This window comes from Mesorhizobium sp. USDA 4775 (assembly GCF_054062655.1).
On record NZ_JBSSFM010000001.1, the window covers coordinates 3,657,699 to 3,680,537 of the forward strand.

General features: G+C 62.2%; 22 protein-coding genes and 2 pseudogenes. 13 read left to right on the top strand and 11 right to left on the bottom strand.

Going from position 1 to position 22,839, the window contains the following annotated elements; genetic code table 11:
* Window positions 1–1,639 (bottom strand): annotated as a pseudogene (locus ACVILI_RS17810) (N,N-dimethylformamidase beta subunit family domain-containing protein).
* 155 nt (window positions 1,640–1,794) lie between these two features.
* On the opposite strand from ACVILI_RS17810, the gene ACVILI_RS17815 reads away from it, so the two are divergent.
* The 3 genes from ACVILI_RS17815 (at window position 1,795) to ACVILI_RS17825 (ending at window position 3,625) form a co-directional block, all read left to right on the top strand.
* Window positions 1,795–2,043, top strand: coding sequence for a ParB N-terminal domain-containing protein (locus ACVILI_RS17815; RefSeq protein ID WP_008875526.1), 249 nt, complete (start codon window positions 1,795–1,797; stop codon window positions 2,041–2,043).
* Window positions 2,044–2,161: 118 nt separating this feature from the next.
* Entirely contained in the window at window positions 2,162–2,647 is a 486-nt protein-coding gene (locus tag ACVILI_RS17820; RefSeq protein WP_038646475.1) for an SRPBCC family protein, read from the top strand.
* 24 nt (window positions 2,648–2,671) lie between these two features.
* A complete protein-coding gene (locus tag ACVILI_RS17825) occupies window positions 2,672–3,625 on the top strand; it encodes an alpha/beta fold hydrolase (RefSeq protein WP_038646477.1) in 954 nt (317 codons plus the stop codon).
* 50 nt (window positions 3,626–3,675) lie between these two features.
* Here ACVILI_RS17825 and ACVILI_RS17830 read toward each other — a convergent pair whose 3' ends face one another.
* On the bottom strand, window positions 3,676–4,704 hold the full coding sequence (locus tag ACVILI_RS17830; RefSeq protein WP_038646479.1) for an isopenicillin N synthase family dioxygenase: 1,029 nt from the start codon (window positions 4,702–4,704) through the stop codon (window positions 3,676–3,678).
* Between the two features lie 109 nt (window positions 4,705–4,813).
* On the opposite strand from ACVILI_RS17830, the gene ACVILI_RS17835 reads away from it, so the two are divergent.
* Complete coding sequence (locus ACVILI_RS17835) at window positions 4,814–5,212, top strand: GFA family protein (protein ID WP_038646481.1); 399 nt, start codon at window positions 4,814–4,816, stop codon at window positions 5,210–5,212.
* A gap of 149 nt (window positions 5,213–5,361) precedes the next feature.
* Window positions 5,362–5,574, top strand: coding sequence for a hypothetical protein (locus ACVILI_RS17840; RefSeq protein WP_038646484.1), 213 nt, complete (start codon window positions 5,362–5,364; stop codon window positions 5,572–5,574).
* A gap of 6 nt (window positions 5,575–5,580) precedes the next feature.
* Here the strand turns inward: ACVILI_RS17840 and ACVILI_RS17845 are convergent, their stop codons facing one another.
* Window positions 5,581–6,486, bottom strand: a complete 906-nt coding sequence (locus ACVILI_RS17845) for a hypothetical protein (RefSeq protein ID WP_038646486.1) — start codon at window positions 6,484–6,486, stop codon at window positions 5,581–5,583.
* A gap of 165 nt (window positions 6,487–6,651) precedes the next feature.
* On the opposite strand from ACVILI_RS17845, the pseudogene ACVILI_RS17850 reads away from it, so the two are divergent.
* From ACVILI_RS17850 to ACVILI_RS17860, 3 genes and pseudogenes are all read left to right on the top strand, one after another.
* A pseudogene (locus tag ACVILI_RS17850) lies at window positions 6,652–7,525 on the top strand (undecaprenyl-diphosphate phosphatase).
* 135 nt (window positions 7,526–7,660) lie between these two features.
* Window positions 7,661–8,281 carry a transglutaminase-like cysteine peptidase gene (locus ACVILI_RS17855; RefSeq protein WP_038646490.1) on the top strand — a complete coding sequence of 207 codons (621 nt, stop codon included), beginning with the start codon at window positions 7,661–7,663 and terminating at the stop codon, window positions 8,279–8,281.
* A 121-nt stretch (window positions 8,282–8,402) separates the two neighbouring features.
* Window positions 8,403–9,194: a phosphodiester glycosidase family protein gene (locus ACVILI_RS17860; protein WP_019857827.1), complete on the top strand. Its 792-nt coding sequence runs from the start codon at window positions 8,403–8,405 to the stop codon at window positions 9,192–9,194.
* On the opposite strand, the gene ACVILI_RS17865 is transcribed toward ACVILI_RS17860, so the two are convergent.
* Window positions 9,191–9,820 (bottom strand): DedA family protein, encoded by a 630-nt coding sequence (locus ACVILI_RS17865; protein WP_019857828.1) that lies wholly within the window; start codon window positions 9,818–9,820, stop codon window positions 9,191–9,193. The two genes, ACVILI_RS17860 and ACVILI_RS17865, sit on opposite strands and share 4 nt — an antisense overlap.
* 25 nt (window positions 9,821–9,845) lie before the next feature.
* Window positions 9,846–10,829: a DUF1402 family protein gene (locus tag ACVILI_RS17870; RefSeq protein WP_051726783.1), complete on the bottom strand. Its 984-nt coding sequence runs from the start codon at window positions 10,827–10,829 to the stop codon at window positions 9,846–9,848.
* A 241-nt stretch (window positions 10,830–11,070) separates the two neighbouring features.
* Between ACVILI_RS17870 and ACVILI_RS17875 the strand changes: the two genes are divergently transcribed.
* Window positions 11,071–12,144, top strand: a complete 1,074-nt coding sequence (locus tag ACVILI_RS17875; RefSeq protein WP_038646495.1) for a glycoside hydrolase family 25 protein — start codon at window positions 11,071–11,073, stop codon at window positions 12,142–12,144.
* 33 nt (window positions 12,145–12,177) lie between these two features.
* On the opposite strand, the gene ACVILI_RS17880 is transcribed toward ACVILI_RS17875, so the two are convergent.
* The 3 genes from ACVILI_RS17880 to ACVILI_RS17890 form a co-directional block, all read right to left on the bottom strand.
* The gene (locus ACVILI_RS17880) at window positions 12,178–12,366 is read right to left on the bottom strand and encodes a hypothetical protein (protein WP_019857832.1); all 189 of its coding nucleotides are present in this window, start codon (window positions 12,364–12,366) and stop codon (window positions 12,178–12,180) included.
* Between the two features lie 432 nt (window positions 12,367–12,798).
* Window positions 12,799–13,182 (bottom strand): VOC family protein, encoded by a 384-nt coding sequence (locus tag ACVILI_RS17885; RefSeq protein ID WP_038646498.1) that lies wholly within the window; start codon window positions 13,180–13,182, stop codon window positions 12,799–12,801.
* Window positions 13,183–13,214: 32 nt separating this feature from the next.
* Window positions 13,215–14,126 (bottom strand): LysR family transcriptional regulator, encoded by a 912-nt coding sequence (locus ACVILI_RS17890; RefSeq protein WP_019857834.1) that lies wholly within the window; start codon window positions 14,124–14,126, stop codon window positions 13,215–13,217.
* Window positions 14,127–14,231: 105 nt separating this feature from the next.
* Here ACVILI_RS17890 and ACVILI_RS17895 point away from each other — a divergent pair, with 105 nt between their 5' ends.
* The 4 genes from ACVILI_RS17895 (at window position 14,232) to ACVILI_RS17910 (ending at window position 16,727) form a co-directional block, all read left to right on the top strand.
* Window positions 14,232–14,399 carry a hypothetical protein gene (locus tag ACVILI_RS17895; protein WP_164987052.1) on the top strand — a complete coding sequence of 56 codons (168 nt, stop codon included), beginning with the start codon at window positions 14,232–14,234 and terminating at the stop codon, window positions 14,397–14,399.
* A 40-nt stretch (window positions 14,400–14,439) separates the two neighbouring features.
* Window positions 14,440–15,048 (top strand): class I SAM-dependent DNA methyltransferase, encoded by a 609-nt coding sequence (locus ACVILI_RS17900; protein ID WP_084791761.1) that lies wholly within the window; start codon window positions 14,440–14,442, stop codon window positions 15,046–15,048.
* Between the two features lie 142 nt (window positions 15,049–15,190).
* On the top strand, window positions 15,191–16,162 hold the full coding sequence (locus tag ACVILI_RS17905; protein ID WP_038646506.1) for a DUF3592 domain-containing protein: 972 nt from the start codon (window positions 15,191–15,193) through the stop codon (window positions 16,160–16,162).
* A gap of 43 nt (window positions 16,163–16,205) precedes the next feature.
* Window positions 16,206–16,727 (top strand): hypothetical protein, encoded by a 522-nt coding sequence (locus tag ACVILI_RS17910; RefSeq protein WP_038646508.1) that lies wholly within the window; start codon window positions 16,206–16,208, stop codon window positions 16,725–16,727.
* 96 nt (window positions 16,728–16,823) lie between these two features.
* On the opposite strand, the gene ACVILI_RS17915 is transcribed toward ACVILI_RS17910, so the two are convergent.
* The 3 genes from ACVILI_RS17915 to ACVILI_RS17925 all read right to left on the bottom strand — a co-directional run bounded on the left by ACVILI_RS17915 (window position 16,824) and on the right by ACVILI_RS17925 (window position 22,579).
* Window positions 16,824–17,930 carry an acyltransferase family protein gene (locus ACVILI_RS17915; protein ID WP_240564669.1) on the bottom strand — a complete coding sequence of 369 codons (1,107 nt, stop codon included), beginning with the start codon at window positions 17,928–17,930 and terminating at the stop codon, window positions 16,824–16,826.
* Window positions 17,876–18,448 (bottom strand): hypothetical protein, encoded by a 573-nt coding sequence (locus ACVILI_RS17920; protein ID WP_240564670.1) that lies wholly within the window; start codon window positions 18,446–18,448, stop codon window positions 17,876–17,878. Before ACVILI_RS17920 ends, ACVILI_RS17915 begins: the two co-directional genes overlap by 55 nt.
* A gap of 351 nt (window positions 18,449–18,799) precedes the next feature.
* A complete protein-coding gene (locus ACVILI_RS17925; RefSeq protein ID WP_038646514.1) occupies window positions 18,800–22,579 on the bottom strand; it encodes a vitamin B12-dependent ribonucleotide reductase in 3,780 nt (1,259 codons plus the stop codon).
* Window positions 22,580–22,839 lie beyond the last annotated feature (260 nt).

The following is a 22,839-nucleotide window of genomic DNA, read 5'->3' on the forward strand; positions in this document are numbered from 1 at the left end:
TCAGGACTTTCCAAGGTAGCGATCAAGGACATTTTGGGTGACGCGTTCGACCATCGGGTCTTGTCTTAGCAGGCCGGCGACCCATTCGCAGCTTCCGGCGTGGAACACCTCGCCCTTGCCGCGCGGAAAATTGACGATCATGCCGTTGCCGCGTTTGACTTTTTCGAGATTGGCGTCGCTCGCCTCGCCGAACAAAGTCTCGGCGGTGAAGCGGCCATCCTCGTCGGTCAAAAACTGGTCCTCGATCGGAATATCGGCGCTTTCCTCGACCTGGCTGGCCATGCCGACTGCAAGAACCTGTAAGCCATCCGGCGCTCCGCTGGTCGCGGTGGGGTAGCAGGCCGCCGCGGATTTCGAAGTCGAGCCCGTCGACCTCATAGCCATAGACATGGCTGTCGGCGCCGAGCAGGTCGCCATAGTAGATGCCGGTGCCGGCGAACGCCCAGTGTTCCGGCCGGTACACCGGAAAACCACGCACGCCGCGCGGCGCGCAGCCGCCCCAGCCGGCATAGACGCCGCGCGTCGCGTTGAGGCCGAAGGTTGCTGAACCCGGCCGGCCGATTTCCGGCGCTTCCCAGGAATTGGTGGCACGAGTGACGTCGCCGCCGCGGTAGGCGGGGTCCTCGGTCTGGGCACGATATTTGTAGCAGACCTGCCGCCCGCCTTCGTCCTCGAGCCGCGTCTGCCACATGAAATTGCCGGCGAAACGAGCCGCATGCCCGCCGCGCTCAACATAATTGTCGACCGCATCGCGCATTTCCCATGTCCAGTACTCGTCATGGCCCACGAAGACGGCGCAGTCGTAGCCGTCGAGAATGTCGGGCGAAAAATGCAGATCGTGCTGGCTGGCGAGATCGACATGATAGCCGGCCCGCTCGGCGAAGCGGAAGAAGTGGCTGTCGTAGCTCGCCCAGCCTGACGAGGCGTATTTCTTCGAATGGCCGGTGGCCAGCGCCCATTCCATATGCGGATACCGCGGCACGGTCTTCGGCGGCACGGCGACCTCCAGCGGCACGCGCGGCGCATCTTTGGGCAGCGCGACGAAGCCGCGGCACCAGGGGCGCTGCGTCGACACGATGGGCGAATACTGGTTGCGGTCCGGCCCGGTGATGCCCTGATAATGGTTGGAGCCGCCCCAGGTGTTGTAGGCAAGCCAGGTGCCCGTCGCCGCCACCTGCAGCACACGGCCTGGCTTCCTGCCGGGTTGGGGAGAGACGATGAAGAGATGGTGGCTGTGAATTGGCTTGCCGTCCCGACCATCGGCAATCAGCGTTATCCGATAGGCACCGGACGGCCAGTCGCTCCCGACACGGAATTCGAAGGACGCTTCCCAGCCGCAGCCCTCGGCCGAGCACTGGTCCGGGCTTTCCTGCCAGCGCGATGCAATGCCCGATTTCTCGAACAGTTTTGTCTCGCTGCCGCCGTCGCGGGTAATCGTCATGCTGAACGACGGCGCCGTCGAACTAACATGCAGCGCCACCGTCTCGCCGGCGCGATAGGAAAAGCGGTCCGAGTAGCACCAGATTTCGCCGCGCGCGCCATCCATGCCGGGCCATTCATAGTAATGGCCGCGCACCGCGTGGCGACGCTGCTCGGGCGTCAGCCCGAAATCGGGGAATTCGGTCGGCAGATGGGTCATGAACACCGGAAAGGATCGAAGGTCGCCATTTCGGCCATCTGCCGGCCAAGCGTCAAATGGAAACGATCGGGCCAGCAATTGCTTAGCCGCTCTTGGCCGCACAAGGCAAAGCGACTATTTCAGGCGAGGCGGTATGTTCCGCCCGGGGAGCCAGCATGCTCAGAGTGCAAAAGGTCAAGGTCGACGACATCTACGTGCCGACCGCGCGCAAGAAGACATTGCACCCCGAGACCGTCCGCCATCTGGCCGAGGACATATTGGAGAACGGCATGAAGACGCCGATCCAGGTCCGCCACGATGGCAAGCGCCATATCCTTGTCGAAGGCCTGCACCGGCTGGAAGCGGCCAAGTGGCTCGGCGAGACCGAGATCGACGCCTACCTGGTGCAAGCCAAGCGCCATTGACTCCTCCTTCGTCCTCTCAGCATTGAAAGCCTGCCGGTAATTTTCACTGGGCTTTGTCGGGTTGCGTTCTGTCGGCTCGTCCTTGGGACGGAAGCCAGATCAAACGCAGGAGACCGCCTTGACCACCAAGCTCGACATCGCCCCCGCCAATGACCGCGAACTGGTTCTCGCCCGCATCATCGATGCGCCGCGCGAGAACGTCTATCGCTGCTGGACCGACACCAGGCTTTTGACGCAATGGTTCGCCCCGAAGCCTTGGACGACGCCGCGCGCCGAAATGGATGTGCGCACGGGCGGTTCGAGCCTTGTCGTCATGGCCGGCCCCGACGGCAATGAATTTCCGAACCCCGGGGTGTTCCTGGAAGTCATTCCGGGCAAGAAGATCATCTTCACCGATGCCTACACTCAGGCATGGGAGCCTTCGGAAAAGCCGTTCATGACCGTCGTGCTGACCTTTGAGGACGAAGGCGAGGGCCGGACCCGCTACATCGCGCGCGTCCGCCACTGGAGTGTCGCCGGCCGCGAACAGCACGAGCAGATGGGTTTTCACGCGGGCTGGGGCCAGTGCACCGACCAGCTCGAAGAGCTCGCCAAGACGCTTTGACGCCAACGCACGGAGGAGATCGATATGCCCAAGACCTTGCTTTTCGCTATTCTCGCTTCGGTCGCAGCGCTTCTCAGCTGTCCGAGCACCACAAATGCCGAGGAGGCAAAACCTGCCATGACCACCGAAACGAAATTGGCGAAACCCGAAAAATCCGGCCTGCTGCCGGTCAACGGCCTGAATTACTACTACGCCGTTTACGGCAAGGGCGAACCGCTGCTTCTCCTGCATGGCGGTCTCGGCTCCATCGACATGTTCGCCCCGATCCTACCCAAGCTCGCCGAAAACCGCACCGTGATCGGCATCGACCTGCAGGGACATGGCCGCACCGCGCTCGGCGACCGGCCGTTCAGCCTGGAGGCGATCGGCGACGACATGGCCGATATCGTCAAGGCGCTCGGTTATCGCCAGGTGGACGTGATGGGCTATTCGCTGGGCGGCGGTGTCGCCTTCCGCATGGCGGTCCAGCATCCCGAGACCGTGCGCCGGCTTGTGTTGGTTTCGACCGGGTATGCCGCCGACGGCTTCTATGACGAGATGCGCCCGCAACAGGCGCAGGTGAGCGCGGCGGCGGCCGAATTCATGAAGGACACGCCGATGTATAAATCCTACGTCGCGGAGGCGCCGCACCCGGAGGATTTTCCGAAACTGCTCGATGCGCTCGGCAATTTCATGCGCCAGGACTACGATTTCTCGGCCGATGTTCCCAAGCTGAAGATGCCGGTCATGCTGGCCTATGGCGACAGCGACATGTACAAGCCCGAGCACGAGATCAAGTTCTACCAGATGCTCGGCGGCGGGCTGAAGGACGCCGGCTGGATGCGCGAGAACCTGTCGCAGAATCGCCTGGCAATCCTGCCCAACCGCACGCACTACGACGTCTTCTTTGCTCCCGAACTGACAGCCGCCGCTTTGCCGTTCCTCAACGGCGAGACCAAGGTGAAGAGCTGGGACGAGGTGGTTAGCGAAACGGAATGACAGCATGCCATTCCCGCCGGCTGTCTCGAGAGGGATGGCCGGCGGATTGTCTAAGAAGCTTTTGCCCGACGCGGCTGCCTGAGATGCTTGATGCCGCTCATCTCGACGAAATTCGTGGCCGCCTCCCAGAGATAGTCGCCGTAGAGAAACGGCTCGAAGGGCGCGGCGCCGCTCAGCGGCAGCGGCGCGATCTCGGCGTCGACACGCGGTTCATAGAAAAACGGGATCGAGAACCGCGCCGTCTTCGGTGCGATCACCCGGTGCCGCGTCGCCCGCACACGCCCGCCGGTCCAGCACTCCAGCAACTGGCCGAAATTGACCGCCAGCGTGCCGTTGGCGGGCGGCACGTCGATCCATTCGCCGGCGAGGTTTTTGGCCTGCAAGCCCTCGACGCCGTCCTGCGCCAGCAAGGTGACGAAACCGGAATCGGCATGCTCGCGGCCGATGATGGTGCGGGTCTCCCCTTTGTGGATCACCGAGAAGTCAGGCCCGCTGATATCGATGCTGGCATTGCCATCACGGAGCGGGTAGCGGATCAGGCGCAGCGTCGAGATGCCATGCTCGAAATACGGATCGAAGATCGTTTCCGGCAGGCCAAGCCCGCGCGCGATCGACCGCATCAGCGCGTTGCCGACCGTCTCCATCGCGCGGTAATAGTCCGCCGCTGCCGCGCGCCAACCAGGCAAGATATCTTCAGCTGGCACCGGCGTCGGCTCGCACAGCGGATCGTCGGAGGCCGAAAAGCCGGCTGCATCGGCGATATCCGGCCCCATGTCGATGCCTTCCTTGTATGAGACGGCTGTCGGCTGCAGCGGAAACCAGCCGCGATAGACATTCTTGCTGGTGCGGTCGAAATTCCAGCGCAGCAATTTCTGCTTCTCGGTGTCGGGAAGAGCGAAGATGCGCAGCAATTGCGCCCGGCGTTCCGGCATCAGCCAGGCGTGTCCGGGAAAATCCCGAACCGCCATGAAGCCTATTCCGGACGCGGCGGCCATGATGCTGATGTCGACGCGGTCGCGGCCGGGCGAGGGCGGCCCGAACAGATCCGCAATGCCGATGGTTTCGATGTCTTGCGTCACGGCTCCACCCGCATCACGGTAATCGATGAAATTGTATCAAAGCTTTTCAATTGACCCAATCCGTCCCGCCATTTACCTCGGCCGTACACTCTCGTCATGGATCACGGTGATGGCTAAACATCAGGGCGGGTGCCTGTGCGGAGCGGTGCGCTACAGCACCGACGCGGCGCCTATCAACGAACGCATCTGCCATTGCCGGCTTTGCCAGAAGGCGATCGGCGCCGCATTCAACGCCCGCGTTCTGTTTCGCATCGATGATGTGACCATCGAGGGGCCGCTGGCGACAGTGAACACCTCGCCCGATCTCAAGCGCGGTTTTTGCCCAAGCTGCGGCACGACGATGTTTTCGCGCCGCGATTCCGCCGGCATCATCGGCATCACCACCGGCTCGCTCGACGACCCCGCTTTCTTCAGGCCGCAGATGCATATTTTCACCGCCTCGAAACAGCCCTGGGTGGTGCTCGACGACGGCCTGCCGCAATATGAAGGCGCTCCGCCGCCAGGCTAGGTCTTCCTTCTCCCGCAAGGTGAAAGGGAAGGTGAGACCATGACCAAAAATTGATCCAAATCATCACGCGATAGCCGGCAAAACGTCATTGGCGGGCCATCATTGTCTTCTTATCTATGCTGCGCGGGCCGGCTTCGAGGAGACGACGGATGAACGACAGCATCAGCACCCTGGACGAGCTTTTGAGCGATCCGATGGTCCTGCTTGTCATGGAGCGCGACCGTGTGCGCCCGGAACAGGTGCGCATGCTGCTTGAACGGGTTCGCAGCCGGACGCCCGATCACGCACGCTCCGATCAGCCGGTCGTTCCGCCAGCCCATATAGTGGCCAGAAGTTGCTTCCAGCAATGGCTGCGCAGTTAGGCGCGGTCAGTTGGAGCTAGGCGGCAAATAGCTGTAATGGCTGCGGAAATAGGCAATCCTGAAGCCCAGGCGTGCGTAGTTGCGATAGGCCGGACCGTCGCGTTCCTCGTGCGGCGCCTCGATGTCGGCGACGAACAGTTTCGCGCCGGCCGCAATGCCGTCGCGCACCAGCGCTTCTCCTAGCACCGCGTCGAGATCGAAGCTCGGCGCCATGATGCCCGGCACCGGCGCTTCGATGCCGCTCCAGGCCGCGCCGTCGGCGCCGATGAACAGCGAGCGCACCGCCGCCACTGCGCTATCCCTTTTGGCCATGTAGTGATGCCAGCCCTGTCGGCCGACCAGAGCCAGCAGCCAGGGTGAGGTGGGCAGCCGGTAGCTTTTGTCGATGAAGCCGGCCCATTCGCTTGCCGATGCCTTCGTCACGCGTTCGACCGAAACCCCATCAACCGTGAAGAGCGGCTCGGACGACAGCGGTTCGGCCTCGCGGTAGATCCGCTCCCAGCCGCCCTGGCGCTGCAGGCCGCGTGCCTCGAGCCAGCATCTGAGGCGTGAGGGTTCGCTGTGTGGATTGACATAGAACCAGGGCCGCGAAATGCCGGCGGCGCGGTAGTGCGCCAGCAGCGCGTCGAGCTGGCTTTCGGAGGCCGGGCTGTCGACGCCGAAATTCTTCACGCAGTTGAAATGGACGAACGGGATCGTCGTGCAGGTGGTCCAGGCGAGGTCGCCTTCTCCCGCTATCGAAAGGCCCTGCCTTGCGGCGAAATCGGCCGGCGCGGCGGCATAGAGATCGAGCCAGGCATTCACCTCGGCGCGCTCGATAATACGGCTGAGGTCGCGCGAGACATCCTCGATCGCGATGGCTGGCGAGTGCGGTTCGGGCAAGGGCTGTAATTCTGACAGGGCGGTCAGCATGGCTCTCCTCCGTCATTTAACTTACAGTGTAAGATTAGCGGAGAATAATATGAACGGGCGGCTTGTCAAGCGGCGCCTTACAAATCCGTAAATAGGATTCCGCGCATCGCGAGTCTATTGCTCGCGCGGATCGCTCTTCAAGATTCTCCGACGGAAAGGCTCGACATGGCTGACATCTGCACCCAGGGCGTGGATACGGGCTTTGTCGGCCTGGGATATGCCAAGGTCGCCTTTCTCGGCCTGGTGCAAGGCATCACCGAATTGCTGCCGATTTCCTCGACCGCCCATATGCGCATCGTCCCCGGCGGTACTCGGCTGGCAGGACCCGGGCTCCGCCTTCTCCGCCGCCATGCAGCTTGCCGCCCTTGCCGCCGTGATCAGCTATTTCTGGGGCGATGTCAGGGATCTCCTGTTCGGCTCGCTCGACGCGCTCACGCGGCGCGATTTTTCCGACCGGCATTTCCGGCTGGCGTCCTGGATCGTGCTGGCGACGATCCCGATCGTCATTGCCGGCGTCGCGCTATCGGGTGTTCTCAATGCTTGCAATTCGCCGTTGCGCAGCCTGGGCGTGATCGGCTGGTCGTGCATCGCCATGGCGATCCTGCTGGCTCTGGCCGAGATTTTCGCCCGCCACAAGCGCACTATCGCAGAAGCGTCGCTCGCCGATGCGCTGCTTGTCGGCGTCGCCCAGATCGGCGCGCTGATCCCCGGCGTCTCGCGCTCGGGCTCGACCCTGACGGCGGCGCTGGGGCTCGGCTTCAAGCGGGCCGAGGCGGCGCGCTTCTCGTTCCTGCTCGGGCTGCCGGCGATCGCGCTTGCCGGTCTCAAGGAACTGTGGGAGCTGCACAAGGTTCATCTCGACGCCCATGGCTGGTCGGTTCTTGCCACCGGGTTGGTCGTCGCCTCGATCTCCGCCTTCTTTGCCATCTGGGGCCTGATGCGGGTGCTGGAACGCTTCTCCGCCTGGCCTTTCGTCATCTATCGCGGCCTGCTCGGCGTCGTCCTGTTGCTCGGCCTTGCGATGGGATGGCTGGCTTAGCGGGCCTAGTGTTGCGCGCCGGCAACCACTTTAGCGCATGAGTCGATCCCTCGCAGATGTGATCGCTAGGGTTGATTGACTTCGGAATGTAACCGCCCTTAACATTCTGTTAACAAAACAGATGGGTGGGGCCGGATGGCATCCTCGATGGGTTGGCGCCGCAAGGCGAAGGGGCTGGCGGTTGCCGCGGCCGTCTTTTGTTCGGTGGCGGGTTCGGCCTATGCCGCGCCTGCCTCCATGGTTGTCGGCGGCTCGACCTCCCAGCCGATCGGCCACTATGATTTTTGCAAGATCCATGTCACCGAATGCTCGATCCGCTCGCCAGACAGCGTGCCGGAACGCCTGACCAGCAAGCTGCTGCACGATATCTCGGCGGTGAACCTCTCGGTCAACACGCGCGTCAAGCCGATGAGCGACATGGACAATTACGGCAAGGACGAGTGGTGGGCCTATCCGGACAACGGTTTTGGCGACTGCGAGGATTACGCGCTGGAAAAGCGGCGTGAGCTCAACAGCCTGGGCATTGCCATAGCCAATCTTTTGATGACGGTGGTTCGCAAGCCTGATGGCGAGGGTCACGCCGTGCTGACGGTGCGTACCGACAAGGGCGACTTCATCCTCGACAATCTGACCGACAAGGTCCGCCTTTGGAACCAGACGAGCTATCGCTACCTGAAGCGTCAGGCGAGCGACAACACCGGGCACTGGGTCTCCATTCTGGGTGGCGACGAACAACTGGTCAGCGCCGTCAAATAGTCTCGCCGGCTCCGCCGCGTCCGAGCTTGAACCTCGATCCGATCCTTTGGTGCCGGTCTTCCATCGTGCCGGCAAGTGGTGATAACCACGACAGCTGATTGAGGCTGGCATCCGCGGGCGCATGGATTTTCTGACACTTCTGAACTCGGCGCCCCTGCTTGCGGGCCTGGTCAAAGCCGCGCTGCCGCAGGCCGTCGCCGGCACGATGGCATTCAGCCAATGGTTCGTGTCGCTGCCGCCGTGCCGCGACTTCGCCTTCGAGGCGACCAGCTATCTCGTCTGCGAGGTCGATCCGAAGCTGTATTCGATCGAGCTGTTCTGGAAGGATCCGGCCGGCAAGCCATTTCAGTCGCTGCACAATCTCGACGCTGCCCAGCGCGCGGCCGGCCGCATCATGCTTTTCGCCGTCAACGCCGGCATGTATCATCCGGACCTCAGGCCGGTTGGCCTCTATGTCGAGCGTGGCCAGGAAATGGCCGGCGTGAAGACGGGATCGGGAAGCGGCAATTTTTCGCTGCAGCCGAATGGCATCTTCTACGTCAGCGGCGGCAAGGCAGCGGTCCGGGCGACCAGGGACTTCGTCAGGAACCGGCCGTCCACCGACTATGCCACGCAATCGGGACCGATGCTGGTGGTCGACGGCCAACTCCATCCGAAATTCCAGTCCGACGGCACCTCGCGCAAGACCCGCGACGGCGTCGGGGTGCGCAAGGACGGCGTCGCGGTCTTTGCAATTTCGAACGGCAGTGTGAATTTCCATGCATTCGCCCGGCTGTTCCGCGATGCGCTCGACTGCGACAATGCGCTGTTTCTCGACGGCACGATATCGAGCCTGTTCGCGCCTGCCATCGGCCGCAACGACGACTACTGGAATCTGGGGCCGATGATTGGTGTGTTCAGGAAGCGCGGCTAGGCGCGGGCGGTTCGTCTGCTCCGGAGCTTGAGCGCGATCACTGCTATGATGATCAGGGCGACCACGCCGATCGCCGCCAGCCCGAACAGGCTCGTCACGTCGAGTTCGGGGATGCTGCCGGCGCCCTTGGCAACGAGCCAACCCGGCGACAGCACGATCGGCGCCCAGATGATCGCCGACAGGATGTTGGCGATCTGGAAGCGACGCCGGTGCATGCCCATCATGCCGGCGACCAGCGGTACGGTGGCGCGGACCGGGCCGAAGAAACGGCCGACGAAAACCGCTGCAAAGCCATAACGATGGAAGAACAGCCGCGCCCTAGCGACCTCGCGGCGGTAACGGTTGAGCGGCCATTTGTGGACGACGCCGCGCCCCAGCCATCTGCCGAGAAAGTAGGAAATGGTATCGCCCAGCGCCGCCCCGATCATCGCGGCAAGAAGGACCGGCAAAGGCTGGACGATGCCGGCCCCGACCAGGCCGCCGACGATGATGAGCACCGTAGTGCCGGGCAGGAGGATGCCGACCAGCACGAGCGACTCGCCGAAGGCCAGCAGCCCGACCACGAGGCCGGCCCATGCCTGATGGTTCTCGATGAAACAAACGCTCTGGTCGATGAACGCCTGCACGCAAGCTCCTGTTTAAAAGCGTTTCTCAGCTGCCACTGTCGAGCAGGCTTCTGAGTTCGTCGAGCTTGTCATTGACGAGCCAGCCGTAATAGTTCTCGACCGGCAATTTGCGGCCCTTGCCGCCGGCAAGCGCCGCGTGCAGGTCGGCCGCCCGCTGCCGGGGCTGGCCGACATTGTAGAGCGTGGCGGTGATGCCTGGATTGCCCGAGATGTCGAAGCCCTGTTCCTTGTAGGCGTCGATGGCGTCGCGCACGATCGCGGCGATGTAGACGATGCTGCGATCGGGATCCATGACATCGCGATAGATCGCCTGCGGATGATCCGGCGTCAGCCTGTCATAGCCGCTCACCTTGTTGACCAGATCGGTCACCTCGAGCGCGGTCAGCGGGCTGATCTGGCCGAGGCCGAATGTCTGGCCGGCGAAGAAGGGCTGGAAGAAGGCCTGCTGGAAGGTCATCGCGTCATAAGTGACGCCGTCGACCGTCTTGCCGCGGAAATGGTCGACCCACACTTTGTCGCGGCAGCTCCACAGGGAGGCACTGTCTTTCGCCTCGGCGCAGGCCGCGAATTCCGGCCGCTGGACAAAGGTCTGCACCGGCACGCCCTTGTAGCGGAACGCAAAGTCGAGGCCGGAATAGGACAGCGCCTTCACATAGTAGGTCTGGACCGAGCCGACGGCCGTCACATTGTAGGTGTGTTCGCCGACCAGCGCGCCGACGATATGGATAGGGTCGATATCGTAGCCCGCCGCGACCTGCTTGATATGCGCCACCAGCTTCTTCTCGCGCTTCAGCAGCGCGACGATCTTCTCGTATTTTTCCGCATAGGTGGTCTTGAAGGCGCGGGTTCGCGTCGCCGATGCATCCGGGATCGGCGGCTGCGTCTCGGAGCGATTGCCAGGGGGAACGACGATCAGCGGGCTGGCATGCGCAGCCTCGGCCAGCAGGGCGCCGCCGCAGGAGAGGGCCGCGAGCAGGGGGACCAGGAGAAGCCGCTGCAACGCAATCATTGGGCGCCTTTTGTAAAAATCGTGTGGAAAATGCCTGCGGCAAACACCGCCTTCCGTCTCAACAGCCACATCATGGCACTGTCAAGGCTGGGCCGGCGGCGTCGACGGCGAATGTCTGAAACGGGTCACAGTCATGGTAAAAAACTTGATTCAAACTTTATTGGTAATTTCTCGTTCATAACTGGCCCGGTTGTCCGTCGGCCGTTGCCTTCGGTCTGTTGTGTTTTGAGTACAGGTCCAGATGCGGTTATCAGGCGCCATCAGTTTCGTGATCGCATCGCTGTGCCTCGCCGGCTGCTCTTCGACATCGGGCATGGACGCGCTCGACGTGCAGAAGCCCTCGAATGAGACCACCAGTTCGGTGGTGCGGCCAAGCGCACCGATCGGATCCGTTCCGGTGAGTAAAGCCGGCAATGCGCGCAAGCTGGCCGAGACCGCGCCCGAGGACGGTCCTGATCGGCCCTTTGGACTGGCGGAGGAAGAAACCGTGGCGCTTTCGGCGCCCGAACTGCCGGACAATGTCGATCCGCCCATTGAACCCGCGGCCTTGGTGTCGCCGCCGAAACTCTTGTCGCGCGCTGCACCGGCGATGCTTGCCGGGCCGGTCACGCGCTACGGTTTTCGCGATGCCAAGCCGATCAATTTCGGCCGGGCCTCGCCCCGGCACCTTGCCGTGCACGGGGTCGACGTGTCGCGCTGGCAAGGCGACGTGAACTGGGAGAAGCTGCGCACCCAGGGCGCCAACTTCGCCTACATCAAGGCGACCGACGGCGGCGACCATCTCGATCCGATGTTCATGAGGAACTGGCGCAATGCCGATGCCGCCGGGCTGAAGCGCGGCGCCTATCATTTCTTCTACTGGTGCCGCACCGCCGGCGAGCAGGCCGACTGGTTCATCCGCAACGTGCCGAAGGTCGATGGCGCGCTCCCGCCGGTGATCGACGTCGAATGGAATGGCGATTCCAGCTGCAAGCGGCGCCCATCACGGGAAAAGGTGCTGGAGAAGATGCAGGTGTTCATGGACAAGCTTGAACGCCACTACGGTCAGCGCCCGATCATCTATACCTCCCCCGATTTCTATCGCGACAACCTCCAGGGCGCTTTCCTCGACTACCCGTTCTGGCTGCGCGCGGTGGCGCGGCACCCGTCAAAAGTCTATCCCGGCCGCAAATGGCTCTTCTGGCAGTATTCCGGATCCGGCCTGTCGCACGGTGTGACCGGCCGCATCGACCTCAACGTCTTCCATGGCGACGAGCGGCAATGGCGCGCCTGGGCCGGCGGCGGCGGCCGTCAGATGATGGCCGACGCGGATTAGGGTTCGCGTCGCCATTCGTTCCGGTCCTGCCGTCTATTGGAGCTGATTGCTCCCGTCATTCCTTTCCTCGCTCAGCCGCAGCTTTCTCCGCAGCGCCATGATCTCGGCAATCGCAGCATCGATCATGGTGAGAAGCGTAATCGTATCGTGCTGGGTGGGATCGGCTCTGACGTAGGCGAGCTGGTTGACGATGTCGGTGTCGTCCTCGTTTTCGTCGCTCATGACCGCTTTCCGGTTGTTATCTTCCAGACGTTCTCATTCGATCCGATCCGCCGTCAAATTGCACCTATATCACTTCGTCGTGTGAATGGTCGCCCGACCGCCCATCCAACCGGTCCGACTGCCTTATTTTGGACGACGGCGACGCGATTCGTCGAAGGTGGCAAAAGCCAGAACCGCGGAAAATGATGCGAAGCTGAACAGGACTGCGGCGATAACCATGAGGTCGTAAGTCGACACGTTCGTTCTCCCTGGGATGATAGCCAAGGAGCAAGGAGACAGCACGGGCGATGCGTCCGCGTTGATCTGGATCAACCGATCGGCCGATGCCGGCGCCGTGCGCAACAGGGGGTGACTGTGGCCGAGGCGGCGGCTGGCGGGGCGAGATGTATGTCGTCCCTTCGTCATCCTCGGCTCTATCGGGGCTGCCGCGCCCTAGGAGGAAGCCGCGGGCTCGTTGATCATTGCCTCGATGTTGTAGCCATCGGGGTCGAGCACGAAGCAGGCGTAGTAATTCTCCGCATAATCGGGACGCGGGCCGGGCGCGCCATTGTCTTGGGCGCCGGCTGCCAGCGCCGACTGGTGGAACGCATCGACTTCTGCCTTGCTGCCGACGCGGAAGGCAACATGCAGATGGGTGAGCGGCGGCGCCTCGCCGGTTCGCTGGATCTCGAACAGGCAGCCATTGCCAACATCGAAGGCCCAGAACACGCCCTCCTTGCCGAAGGACAGGCGATAGCCCAGGGGCACGAAAGCGCGTTCGTAGAAGAGCTTGCTCTTCTCCAGGTCAGCCACTTCGATGGTTATGTGATCGATCATCTGGTCCTCTGTTGCGAGTGAACCCCGTAGGCCTATGTCTGGCGCGCTTCCTGTTCTCGAATGTCCGCGGTCTGGGCCAGCACCCAATCCCTGAACACCTTGATCTTCGGGACGTTGCGGCGGCTTTCCAGGTGAACCAGCCAATAGCCGTCGCCGTCGGACCCGACGATGTCAAAAGGCTTCATCAACTGCCCCTTGGCCAACAGCGCGCTGTAGAGGTTTTGCGTGAGGATTGCAGCGCCCTTATCGGTCAGTGCAGCCATGGCGTCATAGGCCTGCCCGCCAAGCGCCGGACCGGGGATGACCCGAGCAGGATCGAAGGGCACGCCGGCTGCTTCGAACCAGATTTTCCACCAGGGATCGTTGGGGCCGCACAGCGCCACCTTGTAGAGATCCTCGGGGTGGCGGATGCCGCCGACGCTCTCGGCCAGTTTTGGACTGAGCATGGGCGTGTAGTCCGCCTTGAACAGATAGTGGGCGGTCAGGCCGGGCCATTTGCCGGTGCCCGTCCGGATCCCGATATCCATGGCCTCGCGCCCGAAATCGACCAGCCGGGACGATGTATCAACCTTCACGGCGAGGTCTGGATGCATCAGTTGGAATGTTCCCAGCCAGACGGCCAGCCAGTTCGATGCAAATGTCCCCATGGTCGTCACCGACAGCACGCCGGTCGCTCCGCCCTTGGTGGCGACCCAGGCATCCGCCAGGACCGAGAACGCGCCGGATGCATGCGGCGCCAGCTGCTGTCCGGCCTCGGTCAAGGCAATCTGCCTTGTTTTTCTTATGAAAAGCGGCGTTCCGGCGCGTTCTTCCAACACCTTGATCTGATAGCTGGCCGCCGACTGGGTCATGCCGAGTTCTTCGGCCGCCTTGGTGAAACTGCCCAGTCTAGCTGCGGCTTCAAAGACCCGGATAGCCCCTAGTGGCGGTAGCTCCCAACTCATGATGCATCAATCCTCCTGATGCATGGTACGCGACGTTCAATTGGAAGCCAAGACCGCGAACAGGCATGATCTGGTCATCAACCCGAACCCGAAAGGACCACGGCAATGACCACCACCCTCTACAACACGCTTCGTCGCCCGGTGCTCGATCTCTTCACCGCGCCGTTCAGGTCCCGCAGCCGCGGCCTGCTTGACCAGCGTTCGCTGTCGGATCACTTCCTGCGCGACATCGGTGTGCTCGACGGCCACGTGCCTCCCGGCACCCTTCGCTGAAGAAGCTGTTTTGACTCACATGGATGCAAGGGAGGGCAAGATGGATGTGTTGTCGCAGGCTCTGGCGAAGAGCCGTCAAACGATCAGCGCCTATGAGGATTATGCGGATCGCTACGATGCCATCGTGCGGCATAGTCCCAACGAGAGAGAGCAGGCATCGCTGAAGCGCCTTGTGGCGATCGCCGGCACGTCAGGCCGGGTTCTGGAAGTCGGGTCCGGAGCGGGCTACGATGCGGACTTTCTGGAGGGCCTGGGCGTCAAGGTTCGGCGCACCGACGCGACAAAGCGGTTTCTCGAGCTGCAGGCCGCGCGCGGCAAGCATGGTGAGCTTCTCGATCTCCTCACCGACGATCTCGGCGGCCCCTATGATGCCGTCCTGGCGCTCGCCGTCCTGATCCATGTACCGCGCGACCAGACCGACCAGGTGCTTGCCAAGATAGCTGGGTCACTGCGGCCAGGCGGCGCCTTGCTCGTATCGATGCGCAATGGCGACGGCGAGACATCAGGCAATTACCATACGGTCTTGTGGCGCAGGGACGACTTCGCGGGCCGTCTCGAAGCCGCCGGGCTGATCCTTCTCAGGGACGATTTCAACATTGGCCGCAACACCGAGGAATGGAACACCTTCCTGGCTGTGAAGCCGGCATGAAGGGATCTTGTCCTTCTCCCGCAAGGGAGAATGAGAGGGCGCGCGTTACGCCCGGTCGCTCATCTCTCGACTTTGCGAATAAGCGAGACATTGCCGCCGCGGTGCTGTCTAGTGCCTATTCCTGCACTCCGGGGGGATCAGGGTGGAGCTGGAACTCAAATTTCTGCTGGTCGGCTTTGCCTGCGCGGTCTCCGGCACGCTGTCGGTCATCACCTTCGTGAAATGGCGAGAGGTGCAGGCGCTCAGCCGCTGGTTGCCGACGCCGGGAAAGGTCATCTCGTCGCGCGTCGAGGCGCGTGAGGTCAGAAGCTCGGGCGCTGGTTCGGACAGCACCGATACCACGGAGATGCGGAATTTTCCGGCCATCACCTTCGAATACAAGGTCGGCGGCAAGAAATTTCAAAGCTCGCGCTACAGCGTGAAGGAGAATTTGGGGAACTTCGAGGTCCGCGAAACCCTTGCGCAGTTTCCCCGCGGCGCGGAGGTGACCGTCTTTTACAATCCGGCCGATCCGAGCAAGGCCGTGATCGAGCGCACCATGCCGGACGGCGCCTTCAAGTTCATGTTCCAGCTCTCGGCCGGGTTGGTGATCGGCACGGCGGTTCTGGTGTTTTCTATCGGCGGCGTGCTCGAGGCGATCCGGCCGCATCTGCCCAAACCGCAGAATCTCGGTGCCGCGGCATTGCTGCTGTTCATGGGCCTGTTCGCGCTACGCATGGGCTTTGCCCAGAAATCGCTTGCCGAGCAGGCGGCAAAATGGCCGGTCGCCGCCGGCCGCGTTGAGTCCTCAGGTCTGCAGGCGCTGCGAAACTATAGCAGCTATCGACGCTGGCGCACCGTGTTCAAATCCCGCATCGTCTACAGCTATGGCGTCGCCGGCCAGCGCTACAGCGCCGACCGCGTCACCTTCGGCGCCACGGTCACGGCTTCGCTGCCCGGCCTCGTCGGCGGTCAGGCGCGAAACTATGTCGAAGGCAGCAAGGTCGACGTGCACTATGACCCCGCCAATCCTGGCTCGGCGGTGCTCGAATGCCGGGTGCGCGGGCTCTGGCTGCTGTGGGTCTGTGCGGCAGGATTTCTCGGCGGCGCTGCCTTTCTGGTCGGGCTGGTGTGAGGACGGGCTTTTGGCTTCCACAACGCTTTCCCGGAGATATCCTGTGATCCTTCGCAAACTGGCTTTCGTTTTCCTGGGGCTGCTCGGCCCGATCCAGATGGCGAATGCCAAGGAATGCCTGCTGAGCCACGCCACCTACCGCGAGCCGCGCTCGGGCGCTGTCCTGCAATTCCGGCCACTGGACAATGAGCCGGCGGCGCTGACGGCGCAGGTGTTCTCGCTGAGCGTGCCCAACACCGACAATAACCTGCCGGCCGACATCACCTGGACCAACGGCAAGAATTCCTTTCCGCTCGGCACCATCCGCCACGCCTGCACCGACGACGATCGCGAAGCGGGCCTGCAGGATGGCAGCGGACTGTGCAGGATATGGGAAGGTCAGGTCTATGCCTTGACCGGCGGCGGGGCCGAACAGTTGAATTCGCGCGAAGCGACACCGGCGCCGAAAGGGCTGCTGTTGCCCGATTTCGGTGTGGCTTTCACCGAATGGGCCGATTTCGCCAACGCCAATCCGGACGGCTCGGCCTGGGATGCCTTCACTCTGACAGGATGCGGCGATGGCTAGCGCCGTGAGATCGATCAGTTCGCGTTGCGTGCAGGCGCCTAGAACAGTGCTCCTGCAGCCGCCGACCCACCTCCTGGCCCGCCCCCGGAGGTTACGCTAAGTCCGCGCCACTGGGCGGTTCCTTCTGGCGTACGCGGATCCAGCTGATGCGATGTGATCGATGGCGGACGTCAAACCGCGGATAAGCGGCTTGCGTAGCGGCGTTTCGACAAAACGCCAGATCAAGAAGGAGGCAAGGAGCACCGCGAGCAAAACGACAAAGAACGCAACGTTCTTGCCGATTAACGGGGCCAGTGCGTTGAGAGAGAGATAACCTATGTACTGGTGCAAAAGATAAAGTGGGTAAGTCAATCCGCCGAGCATCAGAACGGTTTTCGAAGGCGCCACAAGGGAGCGGATCAGGAGTGCACCTGCGAAAATCCCAAAGACAAATCCATTGGCGACCAAGAGAGCGGGATAGGGAATGGCCATTCCGTAATGCTCCTGCATCCAGCCCTGATTGAATGTGATCGTCTGGCACGACAACAGGAAGGCTGCGACAAGAAGGATGAGCGCCGCCGGCGAACGACCTTTTGCGACGACCTGTTGGGCCAAAATACCGACGGCAAAAAAAGGCGCATAGCTTGTGATAAGCAAAATTCGTATCGCCGTGTTCCCGAAGAAGAGCTCATTTCCTGCCGAAATCACGAGCCAGATGGCAACGATCGCCAACTTCCAACGCTGGAAGGCACCCGCAAAAATAAGCGCCGCAACCCAGCCATAGAATACGATCTCGAGCATGATCGACCAATAGACACCATCCATGGACGGCCTGCCGAATGCGCGGGCGAACATGGAAAGATTGGCGACATAGGTCGAAAAATTCGTCGGAAATCTAGGGTTGTTGGCGATTGAGAGAGCGACAAACGTCAATGTCATGCAGAGCAGAAATCCAGGATAGAGCCGCACGAAGCGCGCGACGGCGAAATCCTGCCACTTTCGCCCCTCAGCCGACCACGTGATGACAAAACCGCTGATCAGGAAAAACAGGCTGACACCGAGATAGCCATAGATGGCAAACGGGGCAGCCGCAGGATATCCAGCGTCGATATCTCCGGTAATCGGCCCCCGATAAAGGTAGTGAAAGCACACAACCGCCAAGGCTGCGATCAATCGCAGAAGGTCGAGTGATGCCAGGCGCGATGAGTTGGTGTTGCCAACCATTTCCATTGCCCCTCTTCGCCGTACAGGACCCTTTGACCCTGACCAAAAGCCTGGTCCCAAGGCTTCAGCGTCACAGAGAGAGGTCTATCGAGCGCGTATCGATAGTGCTTGTCGCTTCGGGCTAAATCATCGTGCGTTTGCATGAGTTCGGCCCCGCCAGAACGGGACTGAAGGTTCACAACGCTCTCAGAATAAAATGCGCGTGACGATATCACCGTGACCGCTTGAAGCCGATCAGGGTCAGGGTAAGAACCAATTCCGTGCCGGCTCTTGACCGCGCGCATGTTCAACAATGTCAACAACGCATAGACCAGCCCAGGCAAGGTCTTCAGCCGCTTTCGGATGTAGACCGCCATTGCAACGTTCCATACAACCGGAGCAAGCGCGAGCCCTATCGCGGCACCCAATGGGCCGTAGATCTGTATCCCGATAACGCAGCCGATGACGCCAATAGCCGCGCCCACCATCATCGTCCCAGCGGCCGCCCTCTTGTTCCCAGTCATGATCAAGAGATTCAATTGCGGTCCGCATAAGGCCACGAATACGTACCCAGGCATGAACACCCGGGCGATGGGCGCCCCTGTACCGAAGTCGTCACGCACCAGCTCTAGAGCGGTCGAACAATCACTGGCAAAGGATTGCCCATTGCCAGTGCGACCCCTCCGGCTGGTTCCGAGCGCTCACCCCCGGCTTCAGCCTAGACGTGAACCAGGAGGCCCCGACATTGATCCAGGCCTCCTGCCTTTTTCCGTTTGCTCACCTCTCAAAAACGAGGGTGAGCAAACTTCGTGTGTCGAATGAGCAGTTACCTTGACGTCGAGCGAGATACAGTGACGCGTCGTCAGTCAGTCAGGGCGCGCTTCAAATTCTCAGCTGCACCCGCTCGTGGCGCCGCACGTGTCGCACTTCTCGCAGGTCCCGTTCCGCACCATCGTGAAATTCTGGCATTCGGAGCAGGAATTGCCGGTGTAGCCCTGCAGCAGTGACTTGGCGCGGCGGTCGGCGGCGAGTTTCTTCGCCTCGGCCGCTTCGTTCGCTGCCGCGTCGGTGAACAGCGCCGCCGTGGCATCCGAAGTCTCCGAAACCGCTTCCTCGAAGGCGATGTCCTCGGCCAGTTCCTTGGCCCGCTCCTCATAGTCGCGCTTGTAGGCGACCGCCTCGTCGCTGGCCGGCTTCAGCGCCAGCACGTTGGAGCCGGAGAAGGCGGTCGGCGCCGAGCGGGCAGGGGTGCCTGTCGAGCCGCCGGCAAAGCCCTTCGGCTCGTTGCCGATTGCCCTCGACACCAGCTTCACCGGCGAACCGCGGGTCAGACCCTTGGAAACGGCGTCGGTCTTGCCTTCGCTGATGCCGCGGCCGAGCGCGGTGTTGGAGAAGTCCGACTGGTCGACATGGGCGAGGTCGTTGCGGCCGAGATAGGAGATGGCCAGTTCGCGGAACACATAGTCGAGGATCGACGTCGCGCTCTTGATGGCATCGTTGCCGATGACCATGCCGGCCGGCTCGAACTTGGTGAAGGTGAAGGCATGCACATATTCGTCGAGCGGCACGCCGTATTGCAGGCCGAGCGAAATGGCGATGGCGAAGTTGTTGAGAAGGCCACGCAGCGTGGCGCCTTCCTTGTTCATGTCGATGAAGATCTCGCCGAGGCGGCCATCATCATATTCGCCGGTGCGCAGGAAGATGGTGTTGCCACCGATCTTAGCCTTCTGCGTGTAACCCTTGCGGCGGCCAGGCAGTTTTTCCTGCTCGCGCGACACGCGTTCGATGATGCGCTCGACGATCCGCTCGGTGATCTGCGCCGCGCGCGCTGCGGCCGGGGCCTGAATCAACTGCTCGACGGCTTCGTCCTCATCCTCCTCGCCATCGGCGAGCAGCGAGGCGTTCAGCGGCTGCGACAGCTTCGAGCCGTCGCGGTAGAGCGCGTTGGCCTTCAGCGCCAGCTTCCACGACAGCATGTAGGCGCCCTTGGCGTCTTCCACCGTCGCATCGTTGGGCATGTTGATGGTCTTGGAGATAGCGCCCGAGATGAAGGGCTGTGCGGCCGCCATCATCTGGATGTGGCTGTTGATCGAAAGCGAGCGCTTGCCGATCTTGCCGCAGGGGCTGGCGCAGTCGAACACGGCGAGGTGTTCGGCTTTGAGGAAGGGTGCGCCTTCCAGCGTCATGGCACCGCAGACATGGATGTTGGCGACATCGATGTCCTTCCTGGAGAAGCCCATCGCCGGCAGCATCTCGAACGAGAAGTCGTTAAGCTGCTCGTCGGTGAATCCAAAAGTCTCCTTCACCCAGTCGGCGCCGAGCGTCCACTGGTTGAAGACGAACTTGATGTCGAAGGCCGACTTCAGCGCCGCATTGAGCGCGGCGATCTTGTCGTCGCTGAAACCCTTGGCCTTGAGCGAGCCGGGGTTGATGCCGGGCGCCTGGTTGAGATTGCCGTGGCCGACCGCATAGGCCTCGATCTCGGCGATCTGGCTCTCGGAATAGCCGAGCGTGCGCAGCGCTTCCGGCACGGCGCGGTTGATGATCTTGAAGTAGCCGCCCCCGGCGAGCTTCTTGAACTTCACCAGCGCGAAATCGGGCTCGATGCCGGTGGTGTCGCAATCCATGACAAGGCCGATCGTGCCGGTCGGCGCGATCACGGTCGCCTGCGCATTGCGGTAGCCGTGCTCCTCGCCGAGCTCGATGGCGCGGTCCCAGGCGGCTTTCGCATGCTCGGCAAGCGCCTGCTGCTTGAGGTCGGAAGCGACCAGCGGCACGGGGTTGACGGCGAGCTTCTCATAGCCATCCTTGTCGCCATAGGCGGCGCGGCGATGGTTGCGCATGACGCGCAGCATGTTCTGGGCGTTGCGGTCATAATCGGGGAAGGCGCCGAGTTCGGAGGCCATTTCCGCCGATGTCGAATAAGCCACACCGGTCATGATCGCGGTGAGCGCGGCGCAGATGGCGCGGCCCTCGTCGGAATCATAGGGAATGCCCGAGGTCATCAGCAGGCCGCCAATATTGGCGTAGCCGAGGCCGAGCGTGCGGTATTCGTAGGAGAGCTTGGCGATCTCCTTCGACGGGAACTGCGCCATCATCACCGAGATTTCGAGCACGATGGTCCACAGACGCACGGTATGCTCGTAGGCGGCGATATCGATCGTGCCGTCGGCGTTGCGGTAGGGCAGCAGGTTGATCGAGGCGAGGTTGCAGGCCGTGTCGTCGAGGAACATGTATTCCGAGCACGGGTTGGAGGCCCGGATCGCACCGGCCGAAGCGCAGGTGTGCCAGTCGTTCATCGTCGTGTTGAAATGCAGGCCCGGATCCGCCGACGCCCAGGCGGCGTAGCCGATCTTTTCCCACAGGTCCCTGGCCTTCAGCGTCTTCAAGACCTTGCCGTCCTTGCGGGCCGTCAGGTGCCAGTCGGCATCGTCCTCGACGGCGCGCAGGAAATTGTCCTTCAGCGACACCGAATTGTTGGAGTTCTGGCCCGAAACCGTCAGGTAGGCATCCGAATCCCAGTCGGTGTCGTAGGTCTTGAACGACATCGAGGTGTAGCCCTGCTTGGCGAACTGGATGACGCGGTAGATGTAATTCTCCGGCACCGCCGACTTCTTGGCTGCCTTGATCTCGCGCTTCAGCGCCGTGTTGATGGCCGGATCGAAGCAGTCCTCGCCATTGCCTTCGCAATTGACGCAGGCCTTCATGATGGCTTCGAGATGCTTCTTGACGATCTTGGAGCCGGTCACCAGCGAGGCGACCTTCTGCTCTTCATTGACCTTCCAGTCGATGAATTCCTCGATATCGGGGTGGTCGGCGTCGACGATGACCATTTTAGCCGCGCGGCGCGTCGTGCCGCCCGACTTGATGGCGCCCGCGGCGCGGTCGCCGATCTTGAGGAAGCTCATCAGGCCGGACGAGCGGCCGCCGCCCGACAGCTTTTCGCCTTCGCCGCGCAGCAGCGAGAAGTTCGAACCGGTGCCCGAGCCATATTTGAACAGGCGCGCCTCGCGCACCCACAAATCCATGATGCCGCCCTCGTTGACGAGGTCGTCCTGCACGCCCTGGATGAAGCAGGCATGCGGCTGCGGGTGTTCGTAGGAGGACTTCGACTTGGTCAGCTTGCCGGTGAAGGGGTCGACATAGAAGTGGCCCTGGCTCGGACCGTCAATGCCGTATGCCCAGTGCAACCCAGTGTTGAACCATTGCGGCGAATTCGGCGCGACACGCTGAGTGGCCAGCATATAGGCGAGCTCGTCGCGGAAAGCCCGCGCGTCTTCCTCCGACTTGAAGTAGCCGCCCTTCCAGCCCCAATAGGTCCAGGTGCCGGCCAGACGGTCGAAGACCTGGCGGGCGTCGATCTCGGAACCGTAGCGCTCGGCTTCCGGCAGCTTGGCCAGTTCAGCTTCGTCGGCGACGGAGCGCCACAGGAAGGAGGGGACGTCGTTCTCCTCGACCTTCTTCAGCCGCGCGGGCACGCCGGCCTTGCGGAAATATTTCTGCGCCAGGATATCGGCGGCGACCTGGGAGAACTGCGCCGGCACATCGATGTTGTCGAGGCGGAACACCACCGAGCCATCCGGATTCTTGATCTCGGAAAGCGCCTTGCGGAATTCGATCTCCGCATAAGCCGATTGCCCTTGCTTGGTGAAGCGACGCTCGATGCGCATTGGTCCGGTCCTTTTGTCTATATATAGCGCTTTTCCCCAGGGATTTCTCCCCCTGATGCGAAACGCGCATGTCCGCCGTCTGCCGGCGTTCGAAAACGGCCGGCTCTCCATTCCGCGATCTCCCCCAGCATTTGCAGCCTGGGCTTCTCGTGAAGCCCCTGTCACAACGCGCCGACGACCCCGCGGGTCCCTCAAATCTGATTTTTTCGATTCCCTCACTCGAGGGAAATTCACACTATCTAGCGTCGAACCTACCTGCA

Excerpts from the sequence above, each read along its gene's own strand:
- ACVILI_RS17885 (WP_038646498.1), bottom strand. The coding sequence starts at position 13,182 with ATGATCGATCACATAACCATCGAAGTGGCTGACCTGGAGAAGAGCAAG.
- ACVILI_RS17860 (WP_019857827.1), top strand. The coding sequence starts at position 8,403 with ATGGATTTTCTGACACTTCTGAACTCGGCGCCCCTGCTTGCGGGCCTG.
- ACVILI_RS17815 (WP_008875526.1), top strand. The coding sequence starts at position 1,795 with ATGCTCAGAGTGCAAAAGGTCAAGGTCGACGACATCTACGTGCCGACC.
- ACVILI_RS17870 (WP_051726783.1), bottom strand. The coding sequence starts at position 10,829 with ATGATTGCGTTGCAGCGGCTTCTCCTGGTCCCCCTGCTCGCGGCCCTC.
- ACVILI_RS17855 (WP_038646490.1), top strand. The coding sequence starts at position 7,661 with ATGGCATCCTCGATGGGTTGGCGCCGCAAGGCGAAGGGGCTGGCGGTT.
- ACVILI_RS17840 (WP_038646484.1), top strand. The coding sequence starts at position 5,362 with ATGAACGACAGCATCAGCACCCTGGACGAGCTTTTGAGCGATCCGATG.
- ACVILI_RS17875 (WP_038646495.1), top strand. The coding sequence starts at position 11,071 with ATGCGGTTATCAGGCGCCATCAGTTTCGTGATCGCATCGCTGTGCCTC.
- ACVILI_RS17845 (WP_038646486.1), bottom strand. The coding sequence starts at position 6,486 with ATGCTGACCGCCCTGTCAGAATTACAGCCCTTGCCCGAACCGCACTCG.
- ACVILI_RS17915 (WP_240564669.1), bottom strand. The coding sequence starts at position 17,930 with ATGGTTGGCAACACCAACTCATCGCGCCTGGCATCACTCGACCTTCTG.
- ACVILI_RS17895 (WP_164987052.1), top strand. The coding sequence starts at position 14,232 with ATGACCACCACCCTCTACAACACGCTTCGTCGCCCGGTGCTCGATCTC.
- ACVILI_RS17835 (WP_038646481.1), top strand. The coding sequence starts at position 4,814 with ATGGCTAAACATCAGGGCGGGTGCCTGTGCGGAGCGGTGCGCTACAGC.
- ACVILI_RS17900 (WP_084791761.1), top strand. The coding sequence starts at position 14,440 with ATGGATGTGTTGTCGCAGGCTCTGGCGAAGAGCCGTCAAACGATCAGC.
- ACVILI_RS17925 (WP_038646514.1), bottom strand. The coding sequence starts at position 22,579 with ATGCGCATCGAGCGTCGCTTCACCAAGCAAGGGCAATCGGCTTATGCG.
- ACVILI_RS17825 (WP_038646477.1), top strand. The coding sequence starts at position 2,672 with ATGCCCAAGACCTTGCTTTTCGCTATTCTCGCTTCGGTCGCAGCGCTT.
- ACVILI_RS17880 (WP_019857832.1), bottom strand. The coding sequence starts at position 12,366 with ATGAGCGACGAAAACGAGGACGACACCGACATCGTCAACCAGCTCGCC.
- ACVILI_RS17890 (WP_019857834.1), bottom strand. The coding sequence starts at position 14,126 with ATGAGTTGGGAGCTACCGCCACTAGGGGCTATCCGGGTCTTTGAAGCC.